Here is a 25,971-nt window from a genome sequence, read left to right on the forward strand (position 1 = left end):
ATAAACATCATTTTGAATAGAAGTAGAGGATCCGTTGGTCGACCGTTGTCCTCACTATAATATGGGCGAACCTTATCTAAAATGGTTGAAAAATCTATGTACTGATCTATTTTTCGCAGAAGGTGGTCCGAAGGAACAAGTTCATCAATAGACACAAATTCAATTTCATTTTGCGAAGATTCTTTGGGTTTAAACATGTAAATTCACCACAATCTATAGGATTTAATGGGTTAATTATAACATATTAACGCGGTGAATAATTAAAGTTAACTATTAAAATAAAGGCTGTCGATAGTTTCTCGACAGCCTGACCCGGCATTAGCCGGGCTTACAGCTGTTTTATCAGTAAACTATATATCTTTAGAAGCACCAGGAAGCTCCTACAATAATCAGTAAAATAAACAGAACTACAATCAAAGCAAACCCGGTACCCCAGCAATCGCTAAATCCTGCATCAGACATAACAAATACCTCCTGTTTTTCTATATATTCATTACATTCTATGTAGGCAATTGCCGGAGTGTTTGGGCGGATTCATTATTTATGCGGTTAAATTGGCAGATAATCTGATCCATAGGGGGATTTTGCTATTGGATAACACAAGTGAATAATCTATACTAAATATAGTCTTTTACCCATTTATACATGGATAGGGGATTCTAAAACATACTTTGGCAGAAAAAAATGGTGGGAATTTATGCAATATGATCAATATAACGTAAAGATAGATGCTTTTGAAGGGCCTCTCGATTTGCTCCTTCATCTTATTAATCGGCTGGAAATAGATATTTACGATATTCCGGTATCAGAAATCACTGAGCAGTATCTTCTATACATACATACAATGAAGGAGCTGCAGCTCGATATTGCTAGCGAGTATCTTGTAATGGCTGCTACACTTTTGGCTATTAAAAGCAAAATGCTGCTTCCCAAGCATGAAGAGGAAGAGCTGGAGGATGAGTTCGGCATGGAAATGGATGAAGATCCAAGGGAAGAACTTGTGGAACGGCTCATCGAATATCGAAAATATAAAGAAGCGGCTGATGAATTAAAGGAGCGGGAGCGAGAAAGGAGCTTGCTGTACTCAAAACCGCCTGCTGATCTTTCGGAATACGTTAAAGACATGCAGCCGGAAAAGACAGAACTGAATGTAAGCTTATATGATATGCTTGGTGCTTTGCAAAAGCTATTAAGAAGGAAAAAACTTCAAAGACCTCTGTCTACTAAAGTTGCCCGCCAGGAGATACCTATAGAAAAGAGAATGTCTGAAATTGTTGAACAGCTTAAAAACTTTAAGGGCAGAAAAAGCTTCAATGAACTATTTCCAGTGCCGGACAGAGAACATATTGTCGTAACGTTCCTGGCTGTGCTGGAATTAATAAAGCGCCGGGAAATTATTGTTGAACAGGATCAAAATTTCTCAGAGATATTTGTTGCATCCACTGAAGGAGGAAACTAGTTTGGAGATTATCAATTGGAAGGGAATAGCAGAAAGCCTCCTGTTTGCTGCGGGAGATGAAGGCTTATCGCTAAAGCAGATAGCCCATGTTTTAGAGGTGGAAGAACTGCAGGCTCGTGAAATCATGGATAGCTTAATCGATGATTATAATAGCAGTAGCACGCGAGGTATTATGGTAGTTGAGCTTGCTGGAACATTCCAGCTTGTAACAAAGAAAGAATTCTCTCCGTACTTAAAAAAGCTCGTAGAATCCCCTTCAGCTGCTACTTTATCACAGGCTGCACTCGAAACATTGGCTATCATTGCCTATAGGCAGCCTATTACAAGAACAGAGATTGAAGAAATTCGCGGAGTTAAGACCGAGAGACCTCTTCAGACACTGGCTGCAAAAGCTTTAATTAAAGAAGTTGGACGGGCGGAAGGGACTGGACGTGCGTACCTGTATGGCACAACAAAAGAATTCCTTGATTATTTCGGGCTTAAAAGCATTGAAGAGCTCCCTCCGCTTCCGGATAACGTGAGTGAAGAAGAGGATTCGTTCCAGGAAGAGGCTGATTTATTCTTTGAAAAGTTTCAGGAGATTGATTCTTGAGTTTTCTGACACATTCCAAAAGAAGTATGGTAAAATAAACTTAAATTTTTTCCCTTTTCTTTTCTTAATAGATTTCATACATATTTTATGATAACCACCGAGGGAATTAGGAGGGTTTAGCTTGCTGATTAAACACTGCAGGGGATATGAACTGGAGAAAGAAAAGCCAAACACATCTGAGGATTTCTTTAATAGAAGTGAAGTTGTGTTTGAGGAAGATGGACTGGAAAAGACTTTTCATGTTTTATATGTGCGCTACTTTGATGAGTCCATGAATGAGTTTACCCCTTATGAAAGTGACCCGGTCTTTGCTGCGGGTTCCAGAGAGGTTGAATTCAAAGATATTGTTGCACTTTCATGTTTATTAAAAAACCCGGGCTTCAGGCACCGCAAACGAATTTATATCAATTCAAAGGCTGACTTCGCATCCTATTTTCAGGATCTTGACTTTTCCAAGCTTCCCTCTATCTTTGAAGCGCTGGAGAACAAAAAGTCCTATGGCCTGCGATCTCCTTTAGAATTTATTATTCAACCGCAATAATAACCAGTGTACAAATATGGGGGTGTAATAATGGGGAATACGATCGTTAAATCACAGATGGAAGATGTGAAGAATTTCCTCGGTAATAGCGTTACAGTTTTTGAAGATTTTTTAAATAATACAACCATTAAAGACCTGGAAGCAGAAAAACAGGGAAATGCGGATTATTATAAAAGCATCCTTTCCCATGTAAGAAAGCTTCTTGTCTTTTGTGAGGAAGGTCTAGATACCTGCAATATAATTTCCAAAAGCGATCCTTTCCAAAAGGGTGCTGCCGAAAAGACTTTATATCGAATCTATCATCAATGCATAGAAGAGTTTTTCTCTCCAAAAAATGATGCATGGTTCGAAAATAGCCGTTCTGCCTATACAGGCAAAAACAGCATCGAGTTCCATGAGGAAGTCCCTGACAGCCTAAAAGCTATGTTCCGCCAACTGGAAGGGGAGTTCCAAAGAATTAGAGAAGAACTGGAATATTATGAAACGGATTATCGTACAAAAATGATCCAATCGAAATAGTTTTAAAAAAGAACAGCGACCTGCTGTTCTTTTTTTATGGGCTAAACTTTATCGAACTATCGATAAGGATGTAACAAGTTTGACATAGTGTGTTAGCAGCCAAGTGACGGTTCCGCAAACCAGCTCGTAAAAAACAGCCAAATTCTGAAAAAATATTCTTTGGCAATCGTACAATCTTTCGTTCATAAGAATAGAAAGTGACCTAATTAATAAGGAAGTGAGTGAGGATTGTATGGGGAAACTGGAAGATTACATTAAGGAAGTTGCAAAATGGAACGGGGAGCTGAGAGATTTCTTAGAATCAGAGGATGTAGAAAAAAATAATGAACTATGGCAGAGATTGGATCGTCTTTCGGACATCATGGAAGGAATAAATGGCCCGCTTGAAATACATGAGCTGGAAAAAATTCAGGAACAGGTTGATGAACTTCACTCAGATATGGAAAATTATTTCACTAATCGGCAGCAAGTCGGAAATATCTATGCGAATGAACCTTATATTGCTGCCGGAAAACATACTCTTCCTCCGCTGCCATATGATTATAAAGCGCTTGAGCCTCATATATCAGGGGAAATTATGAGGCTCCACCACCAAAAGCATCATCAGTCCTATGTAGATGGTTTAAATAAAGCGGAAAATATGCTTCAAGCGGCTAGGGACAAAGGCGATTACAGCCTTGTAAAACATTGGTCCCGCGAACTCGCTTTTCATGGTTCAGGACACTATCTTCATACTATTTTCTGGAATAATATGAGTCCTAAAGGGGGCGGAAAGCCTTCAGGTGCTTTATTAAATGAAATCAATAAGTATTTCGGAAGCTTTGATCGGTTCAAGACTCATTTTTCTGAGGCGGCTAAGCAGGTTGAAGGTGTTGGCTGGGCAATCCTGGTTTGGTCCCCAAGGTCTCGGAGGCTAGAAATTCTTCAATCAGAAAGACATATGCTCCTTACTCAATGGGATACCATTCCTCTCCTGGTTTTGGATGTATGGGAACATGCCTATTATCTTCAGTATAAAAACAACCGCGGAGAATATGTGAAAAACTGGTGGAATGTAGTTAATTGGAAGGATGTCGAAGATCGCTACCTCAAGGCCTCTCAGCTAAAATGGAAGCCATTTTGACTTATGATGCGGGAACAGAATGCTGTTTCCCGTTTTTTTTTGCTGTATTCGTAAAGTTTGTGCTTTTCGGGCGACTAACTAAGGTTAATCAACAGTAGAATTTATAAGTGAAAACAACAATTTATGAGAAAAGAGCCTTTTTAAAGGACAAGCTCCTTTAGGTAATCGCAAAGGGACAAGTTTTACTTATTAGGCATATCACTACTTGGCCGGCATAAACTTGTACAAATAAAAGAAAAGCATGCCTTTTCAAACAGGCACTTTTGTTAAGCGATGAATTCGTGAGCTTTTCTATTAAAATAGACATCCATAAAAGGAGACGGGGTTTTTGCAAATGAAAATCTTTAATAGGCTAATGGCAATACTGTTAGTTGCCGCATTAGTAATGATGAATATTCCGCAGAAGGCAGAAGCTTCTGTTTCGGTTAGTGCACGAAGCGCTATTTTAATGGAACAGGATTCAGGCCGCATTCTTTATGAAAAGGAAGCAAATAAAGTCAGAAGAATTGCAAGCATTACAAAAATCATGACAGCCATTCTGGCGATTGAATCAGGGGAAATGGATGAAATGGTTAAAGTGAGTGAGCAGGCTGTCAGAGCTGAGGGCTCATCGATATATTTACAGATTGGCGAAAAAATTAAGCTTGAGGACTTGGTTTACGGGCTTATGCTTCGCTCGGGAAACGATTCGGCAGTAGCCATTGCGGAGCATATTGGGGGAAGCCTTGAAGGATTCAGCTATTTAATGAATCAAAAGGCGGAGGAAATCGGGATGAAAAATACTCATTTTGCCAACCCGCATGGATTAGATGATCATGAAGACCATTATTCAACAGCTTATGACATGGCTTTGTTAACGAGGTATGCCATGAAAAATGAAAAGTACCAAGAAATCGCAGGTACAAAAGTCCATAGAGCCCCAAACCCGAATGAAAGCTGGGACAGAGTGTGGAAAAACAAGAATAGGCTGCTGACAGAAATGTATGAATATTGTACCGGAGGAAAGACAGGATATACAAAACGTGCAAAAAGAACGTTAGTTACAACTGCATCAAAAGGAAATCTAAACTTGATCGCTGTAACCTTGAATGGGCCAGATGACTGGAATGACCATATCAATATGTATGAGACTGCATTTAAAACTTATGATGTTGTAGAAGTTCTCCCTCAAGGGACAGTCAAGGATATAGAAGATGGTTTTTATAAAAATAAAGTTTATTTGAAACACCCATACAGCTACCCTGTGACTAAAGAGGAAAAGAATGGGTTCAAAATTGATTTTAAGCTTTTAAAGCCAAAAGAGGAGTGGGAAGACAGCCGTAACATCCCGGAAGTTGTCGGCCATGCAACAGTCTATTTTGAGAATAAGCCTGTTAAGAAACTTCCAATATATTTTAAGCATGAAGAGGTTAAGGAAGACAAGTCCTTTTTGGACTACTTTAAAAGCTTGTTTACCTCCATTTCCGGAGTGAAGAAAGATGGTTAATATTATATGGGTTATGCTGACTGCCATTGGAATCCTTTTTGCAATGATAAACGGGACCATGAATGAAGTAAATGAAGCGATTTTTAAGGGTGCAAAAGAAGCGGTCACACTATGTATCGGGCTAATCAGTATCCTTGTTTTCTGGCTTGGCATGATGAGGATTGCAGAGGATGCAGGTCTCTTGAAAAAGCTGGCTGCGCTATTTAGGCCAATTGTAAAAAGGCTTTTTCCTGAGGTTCCTAATGATCATCCGGCGATGGGATATATACTTTCAAATATGATGGCTAACATGTTTGGCCTCGGGAATGCAGCAACACCGCTAGGGATTAAGGCTATGGAAGAGCTGAAAGAATTAAATGGGGGCAAAAATGAAGCAAGCCGGTCAATGATCACTTTTTTGGCTATCAACACCTCCAGCCTAACCTTAATACCAACAACCGTGATAGCGATCAGGATGAATTATGACTCCGCCTCTCCAACTGATATTGTGGGACCTACTTTAGTGGCTACCTTTTGCTCTACATTGGCGGCTATAATGATAGACCGGTATTTTTATTATCGAAGAACCCGAAAAGGATGAGGTACAAATGGAGATCATATCGGTTATCTCACTCTGGTTTATTCCAGTTTTAATAGGATTTATATTGGTATATGGCACTTTTAAAAGAGTGCCTACATATGAAAGCTTTGTAGAAGGCGGCAAGGAAGGCATTAAAATTGCAGTTTCTATTATCCCATTTCTCGTTGGGATGCTTGTCGCAATCTCGGTTTTTAGGGCGTCTGGAGCACTGGAATACTTTATGGATCTTATCAGGCCGGGACTTGAGGCTATCGGAGTTCCTCCTGATATCGTTCCTTTGGCTATTATCCGCCCGATATCCGGTACGGCAGCCCTTGGAATGACCAGTGATTTGATTGCTGTGCATGGGCCAGACTCTTTTATTGGCCGGCTTGCTTCGGTCCTGCAGGGGAGCACGGATACGACCTTCTATGTATTAACCGTTTATTTTGGAGCGGTTGGAATCAAGAAAATGGGTGATGCTTTAAAGGTTGGACTGCTTGCTGATCTTGCGGGCATCATTGCAGCAATCGTTGTGGTTACGCTTGTATTTGGAAGTGTATAAATTAGTCTGTTTGCCATTTTGGAAAACTTAATAAAATGGAATTTTAAAAAGCTATTTTTTGTTAAAGTTTGTTGCTTTAAATGCTAACCAGTGTTAATCAGCTGAGTTGCAGCGAAGGCACTTGGCTCCTTGAAAATGTTCCGCATTTCCTTACGGCGAGGGAGATATTCAAGGATGCTATTCCAATGTCCTGCACCGAAGAGAGAAAAGCGGGAGGCTCCACGGGCGAAACCGGAAGGCCCGCGGAAAGCAAGTGTCTGCATCGGAAATCAACCTGCAATATTTATCAGTAAAATCAACAATTTAAGAGTCTTTAAAAAAGATACCTCAAAAGGTATCTTTTTTTGGAATTGTTCAACTTTTCAGTTAATAAAGCTGTTTGCTATATAACCTTATTTGATAATGGTTTGCTTTGAAAACTTGACGAATTGTGTCATAATTCATTAGTAGTAAAAAAGAATGAAAATCTGTTATTAATTCTATGAGGTGACATAAATGGAAAGATTGCAAAAAGTCATTGCCCATGCAGGCTTTGCTTCCCGCAGAAAAGCTGAGGAACTTATGGCTGAGGGGCGTGTTAAGGTAAACGGAAAAACAGTCAGGGAATTGGGCGTAAAAGTGTCGCAGTCTGATCGAATCGAAGTGGATGGCATTCCGGTAGAGAGGGAAGAGCCTGTTTATTTTCTCCTATATAAACCAAGAGGGGTTATTTCGGCAGTATCGGATGATAAGGGAAGGAAGGTTGTAACAGATTACTTTGAAGATATAAAACAGAGAATTTATCCTGTAGGCAGGCTGGATTATGATACATCAGGCCTTCTGATTCTGACCAATGATGGCGAATTTGCGAATCTGCTGATGCACCCAAGCAATGAAATCGAAAAGGTGTATGTAGCAAAGGTAAAAGGCATTCCATCAAGGGAGAGTATTAAAAGCCTGCAAAGAGGGATTGTATTAGAGGACGGAAAAACCGCACCTGCAAAGACCAAGCTTTTATCAATGGATAAGAAAAAACAAACAGCCATTATTGAGATCAGTATTCATGAAGGGCGCAACAGGCAGGTAAGAAGAATGTTTGAAGCGATCGGCCATCCTGTTATGAAACTAAAAAGAGAAAGGTATGGTTTCCTGACTTTGCAGGGATTATCGGCGGGTGACGCAAGGGAACTAACGGCACATGAAGTGAAGCAGCTGCGTGCACTTGCAATGAAGAAAAAGTGATACAAGTCTGATTTGTTCAGAAAAATTCATAGAAGTGTCACAGTTACTTTAATTTGTTAACAATGTCGGCATGTTGAAAAATGATATAATAGTAAGCAGCTGTGCAGGATATTCATGATCCTAAGTTGCTACATAGGTAACTGATGCATGTTAATAAATTTTAAAGTTGAGTTTTTAGACTCCTTCCAGCTGATATAAGCTAAGGGGTCGCGCTTAGGGAGGGAATTTTACATGAAAAAGCAGCGTCTGGTCATGAGAACGGTCATTTTGTTAGTCCTTGGTGCTGCCGTTGCATACACCTTATACGCAAATTTCACAAAGGATCAGGTCCAAAAAGTCGCTGTAGGGGAAAAAGCGCCTGACTTTGTTTTGACAGATATGAAGGGCGAAAAACATCGGCTTTCGGATTACGAAGGGCAGGGTGTTTTTTTGAACTTTTGGGGTACATGGTGCAAGCCCTGTGAAAAAGAAATGCCATATATGAACAATCAATATAAACAATTTAAAGATCAAGGGGTCCAGGTTCTGGCGGTCAATGTAGGGGAAACCGACCTGGCTGTAAATAAATTTTCTGACCGATACAACTTGTCTTTCCCAATAGTTATTGATAAGGATACCCAGGTTCAATCGGCTTACGGAATTAATCCTCTGCCGGCAACCTTCCTTATTGATAAAGATGGCAAGGTTGTGAAGTATATTACAGGCGAGATGACTGAAGCCATGATTAAGGACTATATGGAACAGATTAAACCATAAGTTACGGGGAGTTTTAATATATGAAAGAAGTAAAATGCGAATGCGGCCATGTAAATCCGCATGGTACTGTTCTCTGTGAATCTTGCGGCAAGGTACTGGAAGAAAAAGAAAAAGATAAGAAGCTGCTGGATATGCGGTATGAGGGTAGTGCCCGCCGTTCGCAAACCTATAATAAAACGATTATTGATAAAATATGGAATTTCTTTTCTTCTGTAAAGGTTGGGGTCTGGCTAATTGTCATTACGCTGATTGCTTCAGCGCTTGGCACGATCCTTCCCCAGGAAATGTATATACCGCCTATCATGCCTGCATCGGAGTATTATGAAGATCAGTACGGCTGGATAGGCAAATTATATTATGATCTTGGATTCCATAACCTATACAGCTCATGGTGGTATCTCATTTTGATTGCCTCTATTGGAATCTCGCTGGTGATATGCAGCCTTGATAGGGTTGTACCATTATATAGGGCTTTAAAGAAGCAGAGGGTCAGCCGTCATGAGAGCTATCTGCAGCGCCAAAGAGTGTTTGGGGCATCAGAAGTAGAAGATACTGATAAAGCATTTTCAGTGGCAAAAGAAAAATTAAAAGAAAAGAAATATAATATTAGAGAAGAAGATGGAAACGTTCTTGCCGAAAAGGGACGGTTTTCCAGATGGGGCCCATACGTTAATCATGTGGGGCTAATCATATTTTTAATTGGCGGCATGCTTCGTTTCGTACCTGGCATGTATGTAGATAAAATTCTTTGGATCAGGGAAGGAGAGACAAAGGTTATCCCTGAAACCAAAGGAGAATACTACTTGAAGAATGATGCATTCATTCTTGAAGTCTATGATAAAGAGAAGGATAATGAAGTATTTGGTGAAGCTATTGATAAAGCAGGAATGGTGGCTAAAAATTACCAGTCTAATGTCACGCTTTATAAAAAACAAGGAAATGCAGTTGCAGGTGAAGAGGCCAATCTTGAAAAAGTCAAGGATTATGAAATCAGAGTAAATGAGCCTCTCAAGTTTGAAAACTTTGCCTTATACCAAGTTGATTATAAGCTAAATGAATTAAATAAAATGTCCTTTGCCCTGACTAATAAAAAGACGGGTGAAGAATTTGGGGATATAACGATTGATTTAAATGATCCGAAAAATGTATATGACCTCGGAAATGGCTATAAGGCCGAAATTGTCAGCTATTTCCCTGATTTTGAATTTGATGAGAATGGGGAGCCGGTTACAAAGTCAAGGATTCCAAATAATCCAGCCTTTGTTTTTAAGATGTTTACACCGGATAAGCCAGACGGCGAAATCAGTTTTGTTGCTATTAGGCAGACCATTGAGCCATTTGGTGATAATGAATACAAAATGGCATTTAAAGGTGTGGATACTAAAAATGTCTCGGCCCTGACAGTCCGCAAAGATTTGACATTATGGATTATCGCATTGGGCGGTGCCATTTTCATGATAGGTGTAGCGCAAGGTTCTTACTGGAACCATCGCCGGATCTGGCTGCGCCGTGTTAATGGAGAGGTGTGGGTTGCTGGCCACACGAATAAAAACTGGCATGGACTTAAAAGGGAAATAGAAGCAGTTTTGGATGGAACAGGGATAGAGGTGCCCCAAGACCAGCTGCAGAAACAAAGTGAAAACAAAGGCTAAGGAGGAATCGGAGTGGTTACGTTAAGCAGCAATTTATTATATACAGCTTTTATCCTCTATTTAATTGCTACTGTCTTTTTTGCTGGCTCCATAAGAGATAAGAAAAGAACAAACAAAGGGCCAAACAAATGGGCTTCAATTGGATTATGGATTTCTATTATTGGATTTGTTGCTCAGCTAGGTTATTTTATTACAAGATGGATTGCTGCCGGGCACGCGCCAGTCAGCAATTTATTCGAATTTACCACATTCTTTGGAATGTCTCTTGTAGGTGCATTTATTGTTATTTACCTAATTTATAAAACACCTGTTTTGGGAGTTTTTACGCTTCCGGTTGCATTGCTTATGATCGCTTATGCAAGTATGTTCCCAAGGGAAGTTTCCCCTCTTATTCCTGCATTGCAAAGTGATTGGCTTCATATTCACGTTACTACTGCTGCAGTGGGGCAAGCTATTTTGGCCGTAAGTTTCGCGGCGGGAATTATCTATCTTGTAAAATCAGTTGATCAAACAAAACAAAGCAAACAGAGATTCTGGCTTGAGGCGGTTTTGTTTGGATTGGTTTGCACACTAGGATTTGTCATTATTAGTTCGACTTTTTCTGCAATGGGCTATAAGGCCGAATTTAATTGGATAGATAAAAATGGACAGGAAGCAGTTCTTGAATATCACATGCCTGCTTTGACAGGTCCGAATGAGGGGCAGCTGCTGACAGAAGGAAAGTTTGAACCGTTAGTTGAAATGCCTGCAATCATTAATGCCAAAAAATTAAATACAGTCATATGGTCATTAGCTTCAGGAATTATTCTATACCTGGTTTTAAGAGCAGTACTCCGCAAACGGATCGGAGCAGCGCTTCAGCCTCTTGTGAAAAATATCAATCTTGATCTAGTTGATGAGATTGGCTATCGTTCAGTCTTAATCGGATTTCCAGTATTTACGCTCGGAGCATTAATTTTTGCAATGATATGGGCACAAATTGCCTGGACACGTTTTTGGGGATGGGATCCAAAAGAAGTTTGGGCACTGATTACATTTCTATTCTATGCTGCATACCTGCATCTTCGCCTATCCAAGGGATGGCATGGGGAAAGGTCTGCCTGGCTGGCTGTTATAGGCTTTATCATTATCATGTTCAACCTTGTTGCAGTTAACCTGGTCATCGCAGGCCTTCATTCCTATGCTGGATCATAATGGGAATATCTTAGCCTTCACTTCACAGCAGTGAAGGCTTTAATTAAAACTTCATTTGTTTTTTTATCAAATATTTAGGGGGATTTGTGAAATGGAAAAGGAAGTGAAGATCTTAGTAGTGGATGATGAGGAAAGGATCCGTCGACTATTGAAAATGTATCTTGAACGTGAAAATTATATAATTGATGAAGCTGAAGACGGAAATCAGGCTTTATCAAAGGCATTGGCAAATGACTATGATGTCATCCTTCTTGACTTAATGATGCCTGGGAAAGATGGGATTGAAGTTTGCAGAGAATTAAGAGAGAAAAAAGCTACTCCTGTTATTATGCTTACAGCCAAGGGGGAAGAAGTCAACCGAGTCCAAGGATTTGAAGTAGGTACGGATGATTATATTGTAAAGCCATTCAGTCCAAGAGAAGTGGTGCTGCGTGTAAAGGCTTTGTTGAGAAGGTCGTCTAAAACGACTTTTCTCCAAACTGAAACTACAGCCAAAGACGTCATTGTATTCCCGCATTTGACAATTGATAACGACGCCCACAGAGTACTGGCTGACGGAAAAGAGGTAAGTCTGACTCCAAAAGAATATGAATTGCTTTACTTCCTTGCAAAAGCACCGGATAAGGTCTTTGATCGCGAGCAGCTTTTGAAAGAAGTATGGCACTATGAATTTTTCGGTGATTTAAGAACAGTAGATACCCATGTTAAGCGACTGCGCGAAAAATTAAACAAGGTCTCTGAGCAGGCTGCCAGAATGATTGTTACTGTATGGGGCGTAGGGTATAAGTTTGAGGTCATTAATGAATGATGCTCTGGCGGAGTGTTGTAGGTAAACTTTGGGGAACAATTATCTTATTAGTATCATTTGTTTTACTGATTTTAACAGTAATGCTTCTCGAGTTTTTTGAAAATTATCATATAAATGAAACCGAGAAAGGGCTGACCAATACTGCTCATAAAATCACCAGAATGTTAAAAGAGCATGAACATGATGTTGGCCTTGAAATTTCCTGGGAACTAGTCGATGACGTAACAAAAGTCGTAATTATAAAGTCACCTACAGAGTATTATTACTCTCCCAACCATACTGATTCATTAAAGCTGCCTATCACTTATTTAACTGAGGAAGAGGACTTAAAAGAAGTTCTTGCGAATAATAAGACGGTTAAAAAAGAATCCGCGGTTAACCCTGAATATACAGATTCAGTTGCTGATGATGAGAGCAGGATTTTAATTATAGGTGTTCCTCTTGATATGGGTAACAGCAATGGAGCCGTTTTTATCTATCAGTCAATTGAAGTAATGCAGGAAACAACCAGATCCACAACAAAGTTTATTTTGCTTGCTGCTGGAGTTGCCATCATTTTAACGACAATTTTTGCTTTCTTCTTGTCAACTAGGATTAACGCACCGCTCAGGAAAATGAAAGAGGCTGCTTTTGAAGTGGCAAGAGGTAAATTTGATACAAAGGTACCGATACTTACTAATGATGAGATTGGGGAATTAGCGACTGCATTTAATCAAATGGGCAGACAGCTGAAATTTAATATGAATGCCCTCAGCCAGGAAAAAGAACAGCTGGCAAGTATCTTAAGCGGCATGGCAGATGGTGTTATCACATTTAACAGGGATGGTACCATCCTTATAACAAATCCCCCGGCAGAACGGTTTTTACAAAGCTGGTTCTATGAACAGGATGAATCCAACAATAATACAGAGGCTGTGCCATCACAAGTAATGGAGCTATTTCAGCTAGCTGTCAACACGGAAAAAGAACAGATCGGAGAAATCTCCATCCAAGGCCGTTCCTGGGTGATCATTGTAAGTCCTCTGTATAATAATAAGTTTATCAGAGGCGCTGTGGCTGTAATTAGGGATATGACGGAAGAAAGGAAACTTGATAAATTGCGCAATGATTTCATTGCGAATGTTTCTCATGAATTAAGGACTCCTATTTCTATGATGCAGGGCTATAGCGAGGCAATTGTTGATGATATAGCGGGAACGGATGAAGAGAAAAAGGAAATGGCAAGTGTCATATATGACGAATCTTTAAGAATGGGAAGGCTAGTAAATGAACTGCTGGATCTCGCCAGAATGGAAGCAGGGCATATTCAGCTGACAATGGAAGAAATAGAAGTGAATTCTTACCTGCAAAGGATCGTAAGAAAATTTCAGGGTCTGGCAAAAGATAAAGATATCAGCCTGGAATATAATTTTCAAAGTAAGGGAACACATATACCTTTTGATCCGGACAGAATTGAACAGGTGATGACTAACTTAATTGATAATGCAATCCGCCACACGCCAGAGAATGGTGTAGTTCAGGTAACGGAACAAAGTGATGAACGCGGATTGTTTATTGAAGTTAAAGACTCAGGTTCAGGCATTCCTGAAGAAGACCTTCCATTTGTTTTTGAACGCTTTTATAAAGCAGACAAAGCAAGGACCAGAGGACGTTCCGGAACCGGACTTGGACTGGCTATTGCGAAAAATATCATTGAGGCTCATAAAGGCCATATTACCGTGCAAAGCAAGCTTGGACAAGGTACGACATTTTCAATTTTTATTCCGCGAATTGAAAAGTAAAATAAAGAAATATGGCGATTGTTCTTGATACACGGGAAACATTTTTTAAATAAGCTGTGTTAAAGCTTAATGTTGATTTTTAGCACCCTGCTGATTGGAGCGGAAGGTGCAGCACCGTGAAGCGCCGGACCGCACGTTGAGCGCTTGAGTGCCTCGTGCTGAAATCAACAGGTAAATTTAACAGTGTCTTTAAATAAGAATTGGGGAAGGGGATGTCTGAAATATCCTTCCTTTTTTTATGTCTAGTTCCAGAGCCTGGGGGCCAGGTCATAAGCAAATCGCTTCTGAAAGGTATCATACACCTTCTGCAAGCGCTTGTATTATGTTTGTCTCTCCTGAACAGGCTCTTGCGCTTTTCTGCAGAATAATAATATAGTTAAGTTGTAACTTTTTTGAGAGATAAAACGACTATTTTATTGAACGGGGAGGGGAATCCATGGACTCCGTTTTTGATGAGCTTTATAAAAAATACCATCATGACGTATTTCAATTTCTTTTTTATATGGTCAAAAACAAGGAACTGGCTGAGGATTTAGTCCAAGAGGTTTATATAAGAGTATTAAAATCGTATCAACGGTTTGAAGGGAAGAGCAGCGAGAAAACATGGCTTTTTTCGATAGCACGGAATGTTGCCATTGATTCCTTCCGCAAACAAAAAGGCTGGAAGCAAAGGATTTTGGAGAAATTTGACTGGTCGACCCAGCAGGTGGAGGATGGGCTTCCCTTGCCGGAAGAGATTGCTATGCAAAGGGAAGAAATTCAGCTGATCTATCGTTGCCTGGATTTATGTACAGTTGATCAGCGGCTCGTTATTATTATGCGTTATATTCATGAACTTACCATTACTGAGACAGCTGATGCACTAGGCTGGACTGAAAGCAAGGTTAAGACCACTCAGCATCGGGCATTAAAGGTTTTGAAAAAGCATATGGAAGACATAATGGAAAAGGAGGGGATGGATGATGAGGAAGTCAAGCTTGAGCGATGAGCAGCTTGAAAAATTGCTAAGTCAAATGCCAAAAATAAAAGATAGCCGCGATCCGAAAGACATATATCAAAATATTGAAATGAAGCTTGGAAAGCGAAAGCAAAGAACATGGATCCTGCCATCTGCTGCAGCAGCCGCTGCCTTGCTCCTATTTTTTATTCTTGCCCCGAACATTATGAATTGGCAGGATTCTGCCGAAAAACCAGTAGAGATGAAAGCTGGTAAATCATCATCTTCTGCAGATATTGCTAGTGAAAATAACACGTTTGAAGCAAAGGATGAACAAGCTGAAATAACCGCAAGGGAAGAAACAGGCGAGAATAACACAAGCGAGAATCACACAAGCCAATACGATGAACCTTCTAAAAATAATGCCGAAATTGAATCCAATGATCAAAATAGTTTGAGATCTGTAGAAGCTGATGCGAGTGAAACTGCTGTTTATGAGGAAGATTTGGCAGGGAAAGAAATATTAACATATGCCATTCCAGATAAAACTGCCCAAAACATTGTTCCCGTCAGCGTTCTGGTTGAAGAGGATCCCGCTAAATCCAAATTTCAACTATTCGAAGACAATATGAGCAGGCTTACAGAAGAGGAGTGGGGATTAAAAGATTATTATCCTTTAAATGCAAGCTTTAGCTTTGATCAGGAAAATAGAGCTTTAACTGTTGATGTGCCACTCGATCATCCTTATAGTATGTCCTCTTCTGCCGAACAGATGCTGGAACAGGTTCTTTCAAATATCATGAGCAATCTTGAAATTGAAAAGATTAATTTGGAAACAGAAGGACAAAAGGGCATAGAATTTAGCCATTACGGCTATAGGGAAGAGTTTGTTCCGGAGACAGGAAATGGCAACTTGATTTATTATTTTCTCTATCCAAATGGATCGGAATCAAAACCATTTATGGTTCCTCTAAGGGAAAAGCTGAATTCTATAAAAGATGCTTTACGGGCTATGAAAGAGAACCGGGCAGAAAACAATTTGCAGGCATCCATACCTAAAGATATCAATTTTGAGGCAGAAGAAATACAAGATAGGAAGCTGCTGATCCGCTTTGAAAGTGAATCTGAAATCATTGATAATGAATCAACCCTGCATGCCATTGAGGCGATTCTTCTGACGGCAAAGGAGTTCAATTTTGAGACGGTTAAAATTGAAAATGCCGATGTTGATAAAATTGGCAAGTTCGATCTGACGAATGATTTAAAAGTGCCGGTTGCGGCAAATAAACGTGAATTGCCAAACTAAAAAGGCAGCCAAATGAGGCTGTCTTTTTTGTATTATCCAAAATTTCCTTCTTTTGCATAAAAAACCTATGGCAGGAAGTATACTAACAAATGTGCTGTTGGGACCAGCTTTAAAAATATAGGCTGTTTTCGTAAAGTTTGTTGCTTTTCGGGTGTTAACTAAATTTAACCAACTGGGTTGATTGTATCGTAGGGCACTTGACTTCTCGAAAATGCATTCGCATTTTTAACGATGAGGTGTTTATTCAAGGGTGCTTTTCCAATATCCATCTCCGAAAATAGGACAGTGGGAGACCCATAGGCGAAGCCAAGGAGGCTCTCACCCTCCCCGGGGAAGCTTGAGTGCCCCGTGCTGAAATCAGCGGGCAGAATTTATAAGTACAACAACAATTTTGAGAAAAGAGCCAAAATATATTTCAGTTCTAAAAAAGTACAAGCTGTCATAGGGTGAAAAGAGAGCGGCTGAGACATTCTCGGAAGGCTCAATCATCCAGCTAGTGATTCAAGCTAACATTACAGGAGGAAAAGAATGAGGGATTACATTAGGCGTTTCTTTATTGCAGGAATAATGGCTTTATGTGTTGGCCTATTATTTCTGGGAGGGAAGCACTCAAATGCTGCAGAGTTAAACATTGGGGAGCTGACAGAGCACTGGATGTGGCCGGCAGATGGGGTAATTACAGATACATTTGGGACGAGGCATGGCCATCACAAGGGAATCGATATTGCCGCAGAATCCGGGTCGCCAGTATATGCTGTCGACTCTGGTTTTGTTTCAAAATCCTATTATTCGCAAACATATGGACATGTTGTCTTTATTAAACATGGGAACAAAACAGAAACGGTATATGCCCATATGAACGAGCGCTTAGCAAGTAAAGGTGAAAAAGTTGAACAGGGGCAGAAAATAGGAACAATGGGGAGCACCGGTGATTCATCTGGGGTGCACCTCCACTTTGAAATACATATGCAGGAATGGACAGTTAATAAAGAAAATGCAGTCGATCCTTTTGTGGCTTTAGGTGAGGAAGAAATTGGACAACCAGTATTTGCTACATTAGATGATGACGCTGCTCATGCAGTATCTGCTCAAATATCTCAGTTGAGGCCTGTACAGAGTCAAAAGAAGGAAAAAACAGCTTCTAATGGTAATACAGCGAATGGAATCGGGGCAGATAAAGCAGTGCATATCGTCCAGCCTGGAGAAACACTATGGGAAATTGCCGAGAAATACAATTTATCAGTAGATAACATTTCAAACATAAATAATTTAAAAGAAAATAAAATTCTCGCAGGTCAAAAGCTTAGAATAAACCCGGAAAATCCTGGGCAGCATACGGTGATAAAAGGGGATACCCTTACATTAATCGCTAAAAGCTATCAAACAACAGTACAAAAGATTAAAGATTTAAATAATATTGATTCTGATAACATTAAAGTGGGACAATTGCTAATAATTAATAAAAACGAATAAATATGATTGCATCGCTTTACTCCCTTAAAGTATAATGGGTAAAAAACTTGGGGGAGTTGGAGTAATGCTGACAGATTATCATAATCATCTTGAAAATGGCACATTAAGCCTGGAGTATTTAAAGAAATTTACAGATGCAGCAGCCTATAAAGGGATTGGGAGCTTCGGTATTTCCGAGCATGCCTATCACTTCTACCAGACAGCGGACATCCTGCAGAATCCATGGGTAAACGAAAGGCGCTATTATGATATGAAAGACTATGTAAATGTTTTTCATGAAGCATGGAACAAAGGGATCGATGTAAAAATGTCCATAGAAATGGATTATACGCCAGGAAAGCATGAAGAAATGGAGAAATTCATTAAAAGCTACTCTTTTGATTACGTGATTGGATCGATCCATTGGGTAGGGGATTTTGGAATAGACCTTGCAGAGTTCAGAAAAGAATGGGATAAGAGAGATCTTTATGATGTCTACAGAAAATATTTTGACCAGGTCGTAACTCTGGCCCAATCGAATTTATTTGATATCGTAGGCCACCTTGACCTTGTAAAGATTTTTAAATATGTTCCCACGGATGAAGAATTTTTACTGGAGCAGTATGACCGTGCAGCAAACGCACTTGCAGAGTCAAAAACCTGTGTTGAAATTAGTACGGCTGGTTTGCGAAAGCCGGTAGGGGAACTTTATCCTGATAAGAGGCTTTTGCAAAAGTGCTTTGAAAAGAATATACCAATTGTGCTTTCATCCGATGCTCATTTCCCAGAGCATGTTGGAGCTGACTTCGATCAGGCCCTATCACTTGCCAAAGCAGTCGGATACCAATCTATTATGACCTTCTCAAAAGGGGAAAGAAAAGAATATCCGCTTGGATAATAAGAGGATGGCTCTCGGCCATCCTTTTATCGTTCCATTGGGCGATGAACCGCTACTGCTAGCATATAAAACAAAAATAAAAGTCCGCGTAAAGCTTTAGGATTGTATAACAAATTTGATTCCAGGCGCAAAACAAGAAATCGCACAGAAAAAGCAAGCCTGCGCTGAAATAGAAAGGCCCCTGTACGTAAAACCACTTGCATACCCAGCAAATCTCCTGTATGTCCCTCTCTGCATATAAGCACCAAGTAAAATTCCTTCACATAATATTTCATCTACAGTATAATAAGAGATGTATAAAATTAATACGGTCTATCTTCGGGGCAGGGTGAAATTCCCGACCGGCGGTGATGAGTCCCTATGACTCTAAGCCCGCGAGCCTGAGCGTAAAGCTTCTTAAATAATAAGAGCTTTACATTTTAATTGGGCAGGATTTGGTGCGAATCCAAAGCCGACAGTACAGTCTGGATGGGAGAAGATGGAGGTTCAGCAGGCGTTCAAAAAATGCAGGTTTTGAACGTTTATTAAGCGTGCCTTTGCAATTCTCCCTCAAGCGATAAGCTTGAGGTTTTTTTATTGCAGAGACACTAGCTTTGCCGAACCTTTCTTCTATAGGAGAGATAGTCCTAAAAAGGAGAGAGGAACATGAAAAAACTTAATATCAAAGCTTTAGTATCAATAGGAATGCTGGGCAGCATCTCTTACATTTTAATGCTGCTGAACTTTCCGATCCCGCCATTTCCACAGTTTTTAATGATTGACTTTAGCGATATCCCTGCATTGATCGCAGCGTTAATCTTTGGCCCGGCTGCAGGAATTCTAGTTGAATTAATTAAAAATAGTCTTGATTATTTTATGACTGGCAGCGCAACAGGGGTTCCTGTCGGCCATATTGCGAACTTCGCAGCTGGCATCCTATTTGTCTTGCCAACATACTATGTATACAATAAGCTGAAAACAAAAAAAGGCATGACCTTCGGGTTATTCGCCGGCACCATGATTATGGCTGTTATGATGAGCGTGTTAAACTATTTAATCATCCTGCCAGCTTATACGTTTTTCCTAAACTTCCCTGCTATGACAGCACCTGAAATGCGCACGATGATCGTAACAGGCATTTTGCCGTTTAACATTGTCAAAGGTCTGCTCATCTCCATCGTATTCATGCTGCTATTTGCAAGAATGGGAACTTGGATGAATAAACAAGCTGGTTACAATAACGCAGCTTAATAAATATAAAATATAAAATATAAAAGCAACGGTCTTAATGCACTGCTCCGTTGCTTTTTTGCTTCTTCCAAAAATTTTCATTAAAAAACTCCCTTTCAGAAATGAAAGGGAGCAGTAGCTTAACAGTGGTTAGATATAATTGAAGATCTATTCGTATTTAAGCGGATCGCCGTCGAACGCATCGTCAGCTACTTTAATAGAATCAGTTGGGCAGCCTTCAAAAGCATCCATCATATCATCAATTAATACGTCCGGAATTTCAACGATTCCCTGGTTATCATCAAGGGTAACGAATGCAATTCCTTCGTCATCATAATCATAAATGTCTGGTGCAGCTGCTCCACAAGCACCACATGCGATGCATGTTTCTTTGTCAACAATCGTATACTTTGCCATGAAAAAAACCTCCCAAGATTTAAACAATAATCATCCATCTTATTGATGGTAACGCATTCCTCATATCTATTGTAAAACTGTATCGGAAACTTTTCAATAGAAAATGTATTGAGAATGCTTATCACAACTGGGTTTGTGCTTAAATTACCTTAATTAAATTATTTAAAACGGTATGCTTAAATTCTTTCATGATAAAATGGAGAAGAGCACATTTATCCAGGCAACAATTCAAAAAGCTGTGTTTAAGAAATTGCTGCTTAGCACTATGTTGATTTGCCGGAAGTGCGGGACTCCCGAAAAACCAAGTGCCTGTGTTGGATATTAACAGGTAAGCTTTTAAAAGCAAAAAAATAGAGCCAATAAGGTGATTAAACATGGATAGGTCATATTTAAAAATTGTCATTTTATATTGTCTCAAACAATTACAGGGCCAAAGGACGGTCTATTCCATTTTGCACTTATTAAATGGCAAAAAATCTTCACAAACGATACAAGATGCCCACTTATTTGAATTAACCCGTTTATTTAAAACATTTGGGCATCTTACTAGGGACGAACTGGAACATCTTGCTGATGAACTTGATAGTGTTCACTGGATCAGCAAAAATGAAAATGGCCACTATGTTTTAACTTCGCAAGGAGAGAGGTATTTGCAGAGTGCTCTTTTAGAGTGCCCTATTCCTTCTTCATTAAACGGCTGGCTATATCATAAATCCACAGACGTATTTTGGGAAAGATTTTCACTTCTTGTTCAGGTCATATCGCATTTAAATCATAATCATGCTAAATATCTTCCAGTTCAACGAAAAAGGGACGTCCATGTGTGGCTAAAGGCTTTTCTTTCAACATCAGGAACTGCCAGGGATGAACTTGGAATACTGTTAAATAAAGAGCTGCAGGAGTGTCTTAATGGTCTTAGAGATATAAGCCCTGCAGTTCTTACGCTAAGGCTTACAGGCTATAACCATATTGGACTTACCTCAGATCAGGCTGCAGCACAGCTAGGGTTAAGCCCTGACTTTTATCATCATCAGTTCCTGGGTGTTCTTCATTATATAATAGGCTGCATTGTACGAAGCCCTGACCGGTATCCTTTGATGGGAAAGCTGGTTTCAGGGCATGAGGTGCAAGTTCCGCTGACCCTTTCGACTAATAAAACCTATGCTCTGTTAAAACAGGGCTTGGATCTAGATAAAATAGCAGGCATTAGAAGACTGAAGAAAAGTACAATTGAAGATCATGTGGTTGAAGTAGCTTTAAATGAGCGCGGCTTCGATATCACACCATATGTTTCAGAAGACTTGCAGCATTCGATCCTTGATGCAGCGAAAAGGTCTGAATCACGGCAGCTAAAACACATTCGCCAATTGGTTCCGGAAGCGGAATACTTTGAAATTAGATTAGTATTGGCGAAGTTTGGAGAAGAAAGATGAATTTAGAAGCTATTTTATTGAAAACATTTGGCTATGCATCCTTTAGGCCTGGCCAGAAAGAAGTCATTGCATCTGTCCTTTCAGGAAAAAATACTATTGCCATGCTTCCTACAGGTACTGGCAAGTCACTTTGCTATCAGCTTCCCGGCTACCTGCTTGATGGCCAGGTGATTATTATTTCTCCCTTGCTATCTTTAATGCAGGACCAGGCTGAGCAGTTAATGCTGAATGGGGAGAAGAGGGTGATTGCTTTTAATTCTTTTTTAACACATGCAGAAAAGAAACAATCACTGATGAATTTAAGCAAATATAAGTTTATTTTTATTTCACCGGAAATGCTTCATTTTGAATCAGTAAAGTCCCAGCTGAAAAAATTGAGAATTGCCTTATTTGTTGTGGATGAAGCCCATTGCATATCGCAATGGGGCTATGATTTCAGACCGGACTATCTAAAGCTTGGAGAGGTAAGAGAACTGCTTGGAAATCCGCTTACAATAGCTTTAACAGCTACAGCTACCCCTGAGGTAAAGGAAGATATAAAAAAGTCGCTTTGTATAACAGATAGTAACGAATATATATATTCTGTAGATCGTCCCAATATATCACTGTCGATAGAAAAATTAAATAGCTTTCGGGAAAAAACAGAACGGCTTGTTTCGCTGGCAGAAACTCTGCAGGGCCCCGGTATTATCTATTTTTCCAGCAAAAAAATGGCAGAACAAACTGCAGAATTTCTTAAGAACAATGGAATTGGCCGTGTGATGGCTTACCATGGGGGGATGGACCAGGAGACAAGAATTCTGGTTCAGCAGCAATTTATTCATGGACAGCTCGATCTTATATGTGCTACGAGTGCCTTTGGCATGGGGATAAATAAAGAGAATATCCGGTATGTTATTCATTTTCATATGCCGCTTCAAATTGAATCCTATTTGCAGGAAATCGGACGGGCTGGAAGAGATGGAAATAAAAGCATTGCCATTCTCCTTTTTGCTCCAGGAGATGAACAGCTTCCTTATCAGCTCGCTGAAAGCGAATTGCCTGATGAAAACCAAGTTGATTGGATTCATGATTGGCTGGAGGAGAATTCTGAGGCTATCGCCAATCTATCTCAATATAAAGAACAGGTTAGGCTGCTATCGGGCTTAACAGATACACAATGGAGAGTTTTCGAAGACTTTTTTGATCGAAAATACAAGAAAGGGATTACGCTTGAACAGATTTTGGAAGAGATGAAGGTTTATAACCAGAGAAGGCTTGAGTTAAAAAAGCAGAGTATTAAAGAAGTATATAGGTGGATAAGCAAAAACTTGTGCCGGCGAGAACATATACTTTCCTATTTCAACGAGAAAAAAACAGACACCATACATAATTGCTGTGATGTATGTGGAATGGAATATGACAGCTTTACCAAAAAAACGAATTTAGAAAATCAGGAGTATAGTATTTATGATTGGAAGAATCATTTAGAGTCACTTCTGATTACTTACGAGTGAATGAAAATGAAGAAGAAATATGCTGCTATCATCAAGGAATTGTCTGATAAAGAATTATTATATCATCTCTATATTACGCAAATGCTGCTTTTAGTCATCTCTTTTATTTTGGGTATTCTTTTATTTGATAGCTTTACGGATTTTTTTGACCTATTTATTTTGGGGGATGAAAACATCCTTTTGGTAGGAGTAACAGCGGGAGTCGGTATTGTTATAGCCGATCTAATACTCATGAAGCTGCTCCCAAATTCTCTATATGATGATGGAGGATTGAATGAAAGGGTCTTCAGAAACCGCAGCCTGCTTCATATTGCGGTAATAGCAGCGGTGGTAGCTTTTAGCGAGGAGCTCTTATTCAGAGGCGTTATTCAAACACATTTTGGGCTCTTCATTTCAAGCGTTATTTTTGCACTTGTCCATTATAGGTATTTATTTAATTGGTTTTTGTTTTTAAATATTATTACATTAAGCTTTCTTATAGGTTATATTTATCTTGTAACTGAAAATTTGCTTGTTACAATCGTTATGCACTTCCTCATTGATTTTTTATTAGGTGTCACGATACGTATCCGACATTCTAGAAGCTGAAATGAGAGTTGGAAATAATGGGGAAGCGAAAAGGAACGATTAGCCAAAGATTCAAATAAATAGATATTCAAAGCCCGCTGGATTTTGAACATTGTTGACTGGAGCAGATATCAACAGGCAAATTTAAATAGTTAAATATAAAGGCTACTTTGGTAAAGTTTGTTGCTTCAACTCCTAATTAAGTGAAACCAATGGACAGAATTTATAAGTAATAACAGCAATCTATGAGAAAAGAGTCAAAATATAAAATGGCTTCTTAGGAAAATTATTATAGGAAGTGATGTTACATGAATAAAGAAGGACCTTATAGGGATCAGGCTGAACGGCTGCGCAAAAAGATTGATAGAAAGCAGGAATCAGATAATAGCGGGCAGAAAGCCGCCTTGCCGCCAAGGAGCAGGGTCCATCAGGAAAAAAGAAAAAAAAATAAATGGAAATTAAAATACCCTGTAATCCGATTGCTCTCTATGTTTTTTATCCTGCTTCCCATAACCATTTTCAGTATCTATACATATTTAAGCAAAGATAAGGGCATTGGAATTGCGGAAGTAGCTGGGACAGGTGAAACAGGCTTTGAAACTGTAGGATATGCGTCAAGAGACACAGATAAAGGGACAACAATAGAAGTAAGAGAAGATAGTGAAGAAAGTAAAGAACCAGCTAAAACAGTGCCTAAGACTTCTCCTGAAAAACAGGAGGAAGAAAAAAGACATTCTAACACCCAGTCTTCTCCCGCAGATGATTCAGAAGTTAAGCATTCAATAGTCCAGCCAAAGCAGGAGGAGCAGCCAAAACTGGCCGGGAAAGCTGAACCGGAACAAGTGGATTCGCAAAAAGCTTCAGAAACAAAGAACCAGGAAGAAACTAAAACAGAAGGCAAAGTCGTCTATCATACGGTTAAGCCGAAGGAAACCATCTTTAGGATTGCAATGAACTATTATCAATCACAGGAGGGAATCGACGTAATAAAGCAAGCGAATAACTTGCAGTCCAATGAAATCCATACGGGCCAAGTATTAAAAATTCCGCTTAATTAGCAGCATGTTATTTTTCAGTTTGGAACAAAGCTTCAACAGGTCTGCTGCAACTATACAATGAGACTCAACTTCTCCAGTCATATAATGTTGTACAAGCTCATACATTATTATGAAAAGAGGAGGGAGAATGGTGGAGTCGCCTATTAGAATGCTTGATGATAGAACCGATCAGGCTACACGTAAGATGCTGGAAAAAGTTGTGGAGAGAAAACAAAAGTTTGATAAGTTCAAGACATGGCATCTGATTGCCATGTGGGCAACCGTTTTTATATCTTTCCTATATTTTTTGTATATTTACAAAACGGTGATGCAGCCTTTTTCGTATTCATTTGCTTCCATGTTCTCGGCGTTTGTCAACCAATCGGCAAATTTCTATCTGCTTATTTTTACGGTTGGCTTATATGGGCTGATGAACCTGCTTAGAGAAAAGAGAGAAAAAGCGGAAAATGAATATCATGCATTAAGATGCGAAATCATCGATAAGAGCAAAGACTTATGGAAAAAAGAAGATGAATGGAAAAACCGGCATACCGTTTTTGAAATGATGAAGAAAAATTATGATATTAACCTTTATCATGAGAATAAATAGCACAGTAAACAGCAAAAAGAAGCAGCCAAACTGCTTCTCAGCTTGTTGAGAAAGGGGTATTTTTTCTCAACAAAGTTTTTCTTAAAAAGAAATATACCAAAGGAAGATTAGCTTTTCTGGTTTAAAAAAAGATCGCCATGCACCTATCCTAGCTTTGCCAGGTGCATGGCGATCTTTTTCATATTCTGGCAAGCTGCGGTGAGAAGCACCTGCTCGCTTGCATTGTGTAGTCCCCGTAACCGGCAATAGCGAAGCCCATGCAGCTCTTTTGAGTCTGCGAAGCTTCGCTCCACTTTTTCTTTTCTGAATTTATATAGTATCTTTCCAGATTTGGAAAGCCGGTTTTGTCTGAC

Annotated in this window: 27 protein-coding genes, 1 pseudogene and 1 riboswitch; of the genes and pseudogenes, 24 read left to right on the plus strand and 4 right to left on the minus strand. The window is 39.6% G+C overall.

Annotated elements, in window-relative coordinates; genetic code table 11:
* Together L634_RS34415 and L634_RS0121095 are read right to left on the minus strand one after the other, a co-directional pair.
* A pseudogene (locus tag L634_RS34415) lies at window positions 1-197 on the minus strand (IS5/IS1182 family transposase); the annotation flags it as partial.
* 163 nt (window positions 198-360) lie between these two features.
* A complete protein-coding gene (locus L634_RS0121095; RefSeq protein WP_026584161.1) occupies window positions 361-462 on the minus strand; it encodes a YjcZ family sporulation protein in 102 nt (33 codons plus the stop codon).
* 235 nt (window positions 463-697) lie between these two features.
* On the opposite strand from L634_RS0121095, the gene L634_RS0121100 reads away from it, so the two are divergent.
* The 19 genes from L634_RS0121100 to L634_RS0121200 all read left to right on the plus strand — a co-directional run bounded on the left by L634_RS0121100 (window position 698) and on the right by L634_RS0121200 (window position 20,079).
* Complete coding sequence (locus L634_RS0121100) at window positions 698-1,459, plus strand: segregation/condensation protein A (protein ID WP_026584162.1); 762 nt, start codon at window positions 698-700, stop codon at window positions 1,457-1,459.
* A 1-nt stretch (window position 1,460) separates the two neighbouring features.
* Entirely contained in the window at window positions 1,461-2,051 is a 591-nt protein-coding gene (gene scpB / locus L634_RS0121105; protein WP_026584163.1) for an SMC-Scp complex subunit ScpB, read from the plus strand.
* Between the two features lie 121 nt (window positions 2,052-2,172).
* A complete protein-coding gene (locus L634_RS0121110) occupies window positions 2,173-2,592 on the plus strand; it encodes a hypothetical protein (protein ID WP_026584164.1) in 420 nt (139 codons plus the stop codon).
* 30 nt (window positions 2,593-2,622) lie between these two features.
* Window positions 2,623-3,111 carry a YpuI family protein gene (locus L634_RS0121115; protein WP_026584165.1) on the plus strand — a complete coding sequence of 163 codons (489 nt, stop codon included), beginning with the start codon at window positions 2,623-2,625 and terminating at the stop codon, window positions 3,109-3,111.
* A 232-nt stretch (window positions 3,112-3,343) separates the two neighbouring features.
* A complete protein-coding gene (locus L634_RS0121120) occupies window positions 3,344-4,234 on the plus strand; it encodes a superoxide dismutase (protein ID WP_026584166.1) in 891 nt (296 codons plus the stop codon).
* Between the two features lie 334 nt (window positions 4,235-4,568).
* Window positions 4,569-5,720 (plus strand): D-alanyl-D-alanine carboxypeptidase family protein, encoded by a 1,152-nt coding sequence (locus L634_RS0121125; protein WP_026584167.1) that lies wholly within the window; start codon window positions 4,569-4,571, stop codon window positions 5,718-5,720.
* Complete coding sequence (locus L634_RS0121130; RefSeq protein WP_026584168.1) at window positions 5,713-6,300, plus strand: nucleoside recognition domain-containing protein; 588 nt, start codon at window positions 5,713-5,715, stop codon at window positions 6,298-6,300. The genes L634_RS0121125 and L634_RS0121130 overlap by 8 nt, the downstream gene beginning before the upstream one ends.
* A 7-nt stretch (window positions 6,301-6,307) precedes the next feature.
* On the plus strand, window positions 6,308-6,844 hold the full coding sequence (locus tag L634_RS0121135) for a spore maturation protein (RefSeq protein ID WP_026584169.1): 537 nt from the start codon (window positions 6,308-6,310) through the stop codon (window positions 6,842-6,844).
* Window positions 6,845-7,339: 495 nt separating this feature from the next.
* Window positions 7,340-8,065, plus strand: coding sequence for a 23S rRNA pseudouridine(2605) synthase RluB (gene rluB, locus L634_RS0121145; RefSeq protein WP_026584171.1), 726 nt, complete (start codon window positions 7,340-7,342; stop codon window positions 8,063-8,065).
* A 231-nt stretch (window positions 8,066-8,296) separates the two neighbouring features.
* Window positions 8,297-8,821, plus strand: coding sequence for a thiol-disulfide oxidoreductase ResA (gene resA, locus L634_RS0121150; protein WP_026584172.1), 525 nt, complete (start codon window positions 8,297-8,299; stop codon window positions 8,819-8,821).
* Window positions 8,822-8,841: 20 nt separating this feature from the next.
* Complete coding sequence (resB, locus tag L634_RS0121155; protein ID WP_026584173.1) at window positions 8,842-10,473, plus strand: cytochrome c biogenesis protein ResB; 1,632 nt, start codon at window positions 8,842-8,844, stop codon at window positions 10,471-10,473.
* Window positions 10,474-10,485: 12 nt separating this feature from the next.
* A complete protein-coding gene (gene ccsB, locus L634_RS0121160) occupies window positions 10,486-11,667 on the plus strand; it encodes a c-type cytochrome biogenesis protein CcsB (RefSeq protein WP_026584174.1) in 1,182 nt (393 codons plus the stop codon).
* A 91-nt stretch (window positions 11,668-11,758) separates the two neighbouring features.
* Window positions 11,759-12,475: a response regulator transcription factor gene (locus L634_RS0121165; protein ID WP_026584175.1), complete on the plus strand. Its 717-nt coding sequence runs from the start codon at window positions 11,759-11,761 to the stop codon at window positions 12,473-12,475.
* On the plus strand, window positions 12,472-14,256 hold the full coding sequence (locus tag L634_RS0121170) for an ATP-binding protein (protein WP_026584176.1): 1,785 nt from the start codon (window positions 12,472-12,474) through the stop codon (window positions 14,254-14,256). Before L634_RS0121165 ends, L634_RS0121170 begins: the two co-directional genes overlap by 4 nt.
* A 436-nt stretch (window positions 14,257-14,692) precedes the next feature.
* Complete coding sequence (gene sigX, locus L634_RS0121175; protein WP_026584177.1) at window positions 14,693-15,244, plus strand: RNA polymerase sigma factor SigX; 552 nt, start codon at window positions 14,693-14,695, stop codon at window positions 15,242-15,244.
* Window positions 15,216-16,499 (plus strand): hypothetical protein, encoded by a 1,284-nt coding sequence (locus tag L634_RS0121180; RefSeq protein WP_232233810.1) that lies wholly within the window; start codon window positions 15,216-15,218, stop codon window positions 16,497-16,499. Before sigX ends, L634_RS0121180 begins: the two co-directional genes overlap by 29 nt.
* Window positions 16,500-17,027: 528 nt before the next feature.
* Window positions 17,028-17,972, plus strand: a complete 945-nt coding sequence (locus L634_RS0121185; protein WP_026584179.1) for a M23 family metallopeptidase — start codon at window positions 17,028-17,030, stop codon at window positions 17,970-17,972.
* A gap of 64 nt (window positions 17,973-18,036) precedes the next feature.
* Window positions 18,037-18,849: a histidinol-phosphatase gene (locus tag L634_RS0121190; protein WP_026584180.1), complete on the plus strand. Its 813-nt coding sequence runs from the start codon at window positions 18,037-18,039 to the stop codon at window positions 18,847-18,849.
* A gap of 310 nt (window positions 18,850-19,159) precedes the next feature.
* Window positions 19,160-19,333: riboswitch (FMN riboswitch) on the plus strand.
* A 161-nt stretch (window positions 19,334-19,494) separates the two neighbouring features.
* Window positions 19,495-20,079: an ECF transporter S component gene (locus tag L634_RS0121200; RefSeq protein WP_026584181.1), complete on the plus strand. Its 585-nt coding sequence runs from the start codon at window positions 19,495-19,497 to the stop codon at window positions 20,077-20,079.
* A gap of 147 nt (window positions 20,080-20,226) precedes the next feature.
* On the opposite strand, the gene L634_RS0121205 is transcribed toward L634_RS0121200, so the two are convergent.
* On the minus strand, window positions 20,227-20,475 hold the full coding sequence (locus L634_RS0121205; protein ID WP_026584182.1) for a ferredoxin: 249 nt from the start codon (window positions 20,473-20,475) through the stop codon (window positions 20,227-20,229).
* A gap of 374 nt (window positions 20,476-20,849) precedes the next feature.
* On the opposite strand from L634_RS0121205, the gene L634_RS0121215 reads away from it, so the two are divergent.
* The 5 genes from L634_RS0121215 to L634_RS0121235 all read left to right on the plus strand — a co-directional run bounded on the left by L634_RS0121215 (window position 20,850) and on the right by L634_RS0121235 (window position 25,618).
* A complete protein-coding gene (locus L634_RS0121215) occupies window positions 20,850-21,908 on the plus strand; it encodes a helix-turn-helix domain-containing protein (RefSeq protein WP_026584184.1) in 1,059 nt (352 codons plus the stop codon).
* Window positions 21,905-23,404, plus strand: coding sequence for a RecQ family ATP-dependent DNA helicase (locus tag L634_RS0121220; RefSeq protein WP_026584185.1), 1,500 nt, complete (start codon window positions 21,905-21,907; stop codon window positions 23,402-23,404). The genes L634_RS0121215 and L634_RS0121220 overlap by 4 nt, the downstream gene beginning before the upstream one ends.
* A 6-nt stretch (window positions 23,405-23,410) precedes the next feature.
* Entirely contained in the window at window positions 23,411-23,992 is a 582-nt protein-coding gene (locus tag L634_RS0121225; RefSeq protein ID WP_026584186.1) for a CPBP family intramembrane glutamic endopeptidase, read from the plus strand.
* 287 nt (window positions 23,993-24,279) lie between these two features.
* Complete coding sequence (locus L634_RS0121230) at window positions 24,280-25,029, plus strand: LysM peptidoglycan-binding domain-containing protein (RefSeq protein ID WP_026584187.1); 750 nt, start codon at window positions 24,280-24,282, stop codon at window positions 25,027-25,029.
* A gap of 130 nt (window positions 25,030-25,159) precedes the next feature.
* Complete coding sequence (locus L634_RS0121235) at window positions 25,160-25,618, plus strand: YpbF family protein (protein WP_026584188.1); 459 nt, start codon at window positions 25,160-25,162, stop codon at window positions 25,616-25,618.
* 143 nt (window positions 25,619-25,761) lie between these two features.
* Here the strand turns inward: L634_RS0121235 and L634_RS0121240 are convergent.
* Window positions 25,762-25,971 (minus strand): transposase (locus L634_RS0121240; RefSeq protein WP_026584189.1); only part of this gene is annotated, 210 nt, incomplete at its 5' end.

It is taken from the genome of Bacillus sp. J33, from assembly GCF_000518885.1.
Lineage (GTDB): Bacteria > Bacillota > Bacilli > Bacillales > Cytobacillaceae > Cytobacillus.